This window comes from Kocuria sp. NPDC057446, assembly GCF_042802875.1.
Taxonomy (GTDB): Bacteria; Actinomycetota; Actinomycetes; order Actinomycetales; family Micrococcaceae; genus Kocuria.
Window position 1 is genome coordinate 1 of the sequence record NZ_JBHVDI010000237.1, and the last position, 3,727, is coordinate 3,727.

Below are 3,727 nucleotides of genomic sequence, written 5' to 3' on the forward strand. Positions count from 1 at the left end.
GGCCGGGTGCCGGCCGGCCACGGGGTGCTCACGCGCCCGGGGTCACTCGCCGCAGGGCTCGGGCTCCGGCGGGTTCAGCTCGGCGTTGTAGGTGTAGTCGGCGCCCTCGGTGTTGGCCGTGACGGCCTCCTCCCAGGCGCCCTCGTCGATCATCTTGGTGATGGCCTCGTTGACCGCCTCGCACTGGTCGGAGCCGTCGGGCAGGCCCACCCCGTAGCGCTCCTCGGAGAAGGTGTTGCCGACCACCTTGAACTTCCCCTGGTTGGCGTCGGTCGAGGCGAGGCCGGCCAGGATGATGTCGTCGGTGGTCACGGCGTCCACCTGCCCGGACTCGAGGGCGGTGAGGCAGTCGGCGTAGCCGGGCTGCTCGACGAGGTTCGCGCCGGGCTGGTCGTCCTTGACCTTCTGCGCCGAGGTGGAACCGGTCACCGAGCACAGGTTCTTGCCCTCGAGGTCGTCCGGGCCGGTGATCGAGGTGTCGTCGGAGCGCACCAGCAGGTCCTGGCCGGCCACGAAGTAGGGACCGGCGAAGTCCACGGTCTGGTCGCGCTCCTCGGTGATCGAGTAGGTCGCGAAGATCATGTCCACCTGGTCGTTGGACAGCATGTTCTCGCGGTTGGCGGACGGGGACTCGACCCACTCGATCTGGTCCTCGGAGTAGCCGAGCTCGCCCGCGACGTAGGTGGCGACGTCGACGTCGAAGCCGGTGTACTCGTTGCCGTCCCGGAAGCCCAGGCCCGGCTGGTCGAACTTGATGCCGATCCGGACGGACTCGCCCGAGCCGCCGCCCTCGCCGCCCGTGCCGGACCCGCCGTCGTCGCCACCTCCGCACGCGGAGAGGGTCAGGGCCGCGGCCGCGGCCATCGCGGCGAGTCCGAGGGGCTTGGTGCTGCGCATGGTGTGCTCCTTGCTGTGGAGGTGGTGGCGTGGGTCGCAGGGACGGGGGACGGTCAGTGGCCGAGGATCTTGCCGAGGAAGTCCTGGGCGCGCTCGGAGCGGGGGTTCGTGAAGAACTCCTCGGGGGTGTTCTCCTCGACGATCATGCCGTCGGCCATGAACACGACGCGGTCGGCGGCCTTGCGGGCGAAGCCCATCTCGTGGGTGACCACGATCATCGTCATGCCCTGCTTGGCGAGGGACACCATGGTGTCGAGGACCTCGTTGATCATCTCCGGGTCGAGGGCGGAGGTGGGCTCGTCGAAGAGCATCACCTTCGGCTCCATGGCCAGGGCCCGGGCGATCGCCACGCGCTGCTGCTGGCCGCCGGAGAGCTGCGCGGGCAGCTTCTCGGCCTGGTTGTCGACGCCCACGCGGGTCAGCAGCTCCATGGCCAGCGTCCGCGCCTCGGCCGCGGACTTCCCCCGCACCTTCACGGGGCCCAGCGTCACGTTCTGCAGGACGGACTTGTGGGCGAAGAGGTTGAAGGACTGGAAGACCATGCCGACGTCGGCGCGCAGCTTCGCGAGGGCCTTGCCCTCCTCGGGCAGCCGTTTCCCGTCGATGAGGATCTCGCCGTCGTCGATGCTCTCGAGCCGGTTGATGGCCCGGCACAGGGTCGACTTGCCGGAGCCGGAGGGCCCGATCACGACCACCACCTCGCCGCGCCTGACCTCCAGGTTGATGTCCCGGAGCACGTGCAGGTCCCCGAAGTGCTTGTTGACGTGCGACATGCGGACCAGGGCCTCGGCCGTCCCCGCGGCGGGGGAGGCCGGGGCGGCTGCCGGCGGAGTGGCGTGTGACATACCGGAAAGATACCCCGGATCCGTCCGCCGTGACGCCGAACACGTGGCAATCGTGTCAATTGCGTACCCGTCCGTAGAAATGTTGCGGGCACAGGTGGTCGTGCCCGTGCCGCGCCCGTCCGCTCCGCGGCCGCGCCGGCCGGCGCATAGCCTGGGGGCATGACCGAACTCCTCGTGGTGCTGACCGGGCTGGTGATGCTGCTCACGGTGCTGGGCGTCGTGGTCCTGGGCCGCGACCGGCTCGCCGAGCGGGTCGGGCCCGCCCGGGACGGGATCGCCGTGGGGCGCGCCCCGGCTCCGCCGCTCGTGCTGCCGGAGCGCCCGACGGCGCAGGACGTGGAGCGGATCGCCTTCACCGTCCGGCGCCGCGGCTACGACCCGGCAGAGGTGCACGCGGTGCTGGCCCATCTCGCGGACCGGCTGCCGCCGCCGGCGGAGCCGCCGTCCGGGCCGGTGCCGGGGGCGTGAGCGCCCGGCAGGACGCGGCCCGGCGCTGGGCGCGGGCCCCCTGGTGGGCGCAGTCGCTGCTGGTCTGGGCGGTCTCCCGGATCTGGGCGTGGGCCGTGTTCAGCACGGTGGGCCGGCAGCAGGGCCCCGGCCCGTGGGGGGACGGTGCCCTGGGCTACCTCGAGTTCACCGGCACCTGGGACTCGGACTGGTACGAGCGCATCGCCCGGGAGGGCTATCCCTCCTCCCTGCCCCGTGACGGGTCCGGGCAGGTCCAGGAGAACGCCTGGGCCTTCTACCCGGTCTTCCCGCTGGTCGTCCGGGCCGTCTCGGCGGGCACGGGCGCGGGCTGGGACGTGGCCGCCTCGGCGGTGTCCCTGGCCGCGAGCCTGGGTGCCGTTCTGCTCGTCCACCGGCTGTTCCTCCGGTTCGCCCCGCCGGCCACCGCCCTGTGGGGTCTCGCGTTCGTGGCGTTCGGCCCGGTGTCCCCGGTGCTGCAGGTGCCCTACGCCGAGTCGCTGCACCTGGCGCTGCTCGCGGGCGCCCTGCTGCTGGTGGTGCGGGGCGAGCACCTCGCGGCCGCCCCCGTGGTGCTCCTCATGTGCCTGACCCGTCCCGCCGGGGTGCCCTTCGCCGCGGCCCTCGGGATCACCTGGCTCGTGCGCTCCGTGCGCCGGCACCGGGCCGGGGAGCTCCGCCGCGCGGTCGACGCCGCCGACGGGCTGCTCGCGCTCGCGGTCTTCACGTGCGCCGCGGCCATGGCCTGGCCGGCGATCGCGTGGGCCGTCACGGGCGAGCCCCGCGCGTACACCGACACGGAGACGGCGTGGCGGGGCGGCGGAGGGCTGGTGCCGGTCGTGCCGTGGTTCGACGCCGCCGCCGGGCTGTTCGGGCCTGCGCTGGGGCTCGCGGCGCCCGTGCTGCTGGTCGCGGGGGCCGCGGCGCTGCTGCGGGCCCGGGCGGTGCGGGAGCGGCTGGACCTGCTCACGCGCACGTGGCTGGCGTGCTACGCCGTCTACCTGCTGCTCTTCCTCCATCCCCAGACCAGCACCTTCCGGCTGCTGCTGCCGCTGTTCCCGCTCGCCCTGCCGCTGGCCGCGGTCTCGGACTCGCGCGCCTACCGGGTGGCCTGCGTGGTCTCCGGCGCGGTGCTCCAGCTCGTCTGGGTCGGCTGGCTGTGGCACTGGAAGCAGCTGCCCGGGGGCGGGGACTACCCGCCCTGATCCGGGGCCGGCCACGCCGATGCGACCCCGCGGGCGCCAGGGCGGTCCGGGGCCACGGCGGCGGCTCGGATAGGATGGGATCCACACCAGTCGAGAAAGAGGAGTTCCCACATGGCGGCCATGAAGCCGAGAACCGGTGACGGACCGATGGAGGTCACCAAGGAGGGGCGCAGCCTCATCATGCGGGTGCCGCTCGAGGGCGGCGGACGCCTGGTGGTCGAGCTGAAGCCGGCCGAGGCCGCGGAGCTCAAGGAGTGCCTGGCCGGCGTCACCGAGTGAGTTCCGGCGGACGGCGGGGGCCCGGCACCGCGAGGT

At 73.2% G+C, this 3,727-nt stretch carries 5 protein-coding genes; 3 read left to right on the top strand and 2 right to left on the bottom strand.

Annotated features, from left to right (window positions below):
- Positions 1 to 42: 42 nt before the first annotated feature.
- On the bottom strand, positions 43 to 897 hold the full coding sequence (locus ACFU0Y_RS17515; RefSeq protein ID WP_380216141.1) for a glutamate ABC transporter substrate-binding protein: 855 nt from the start codon (positions 895 to 897) through the stop codon (positions 43 to 45).
- Between the two features lie 53 nt (positions 898 to 950).
- A complete protein-coding gene (locus ACFU0Y_RS17520; protein ID WP_380216145.1) occupies positions 951 to 1,670 on the bottom strand; it encodes an amino acid ABC transporter ATP-binding protein in 720 nt (239 codons plus the stop codon).
- Between the two features lie 231 nt (positions 1,671 to 1,901).
- Between ACFU0Y_RS17520 and ACFU0Y_RS17525 the strand changes: the two genes are divergently transcribed.
- The 3 genes from ACFU0Y_RS17525 (at position 1,902) to ACFU0Y_RS17535 (ending at position 3,691) form a co-directional block, all read left to right on the top strand.
- Positions 1,902 to 2,210 (top strand): DivIVA domain-containing protein, encoded by a 309-nt coding sequence (locus ACFU0Y_RS17525; protein ID WP_380216143.1) that lies wholly within the window; start codon positions 1,902 to 1,904, stop codon positions 2,208 to 2,210.
- Positions 2,207 to 3,412 carry a hypothetical protein gene (locus ACFU0Y_RS17530; protein ID WP_380216144.1) on the top strand — a complete coding sequence of 402 codons (1,206 nt, stop codon included), beginning with the start codon at positions 2,207 to 2,209 and terminating at the stop codon, positions 3,410 to 3,412. The genes ACFU0Y_RS17525 and ACFU0Y_RS17530 overlap by 4 nt, the downstream gene beginning before the upstream one ends.
- A gap of 111 nt (positions 3,413 to 3,523) precedes the next feature.
- Positions 3,524 to 3,691, top strand: a complete 168-nt coding sequence (locus ACFU0Y_RS17535) for a DUF3117 domain-containing protein (RefSeq protein ID WP_017833415.1) — start codon at positions 3,524 to 3,526, stop codon at positions 3,689 to 3,691.
- Positions 3,692 to 3,727 lie beyond the last annotated feature (36 nt).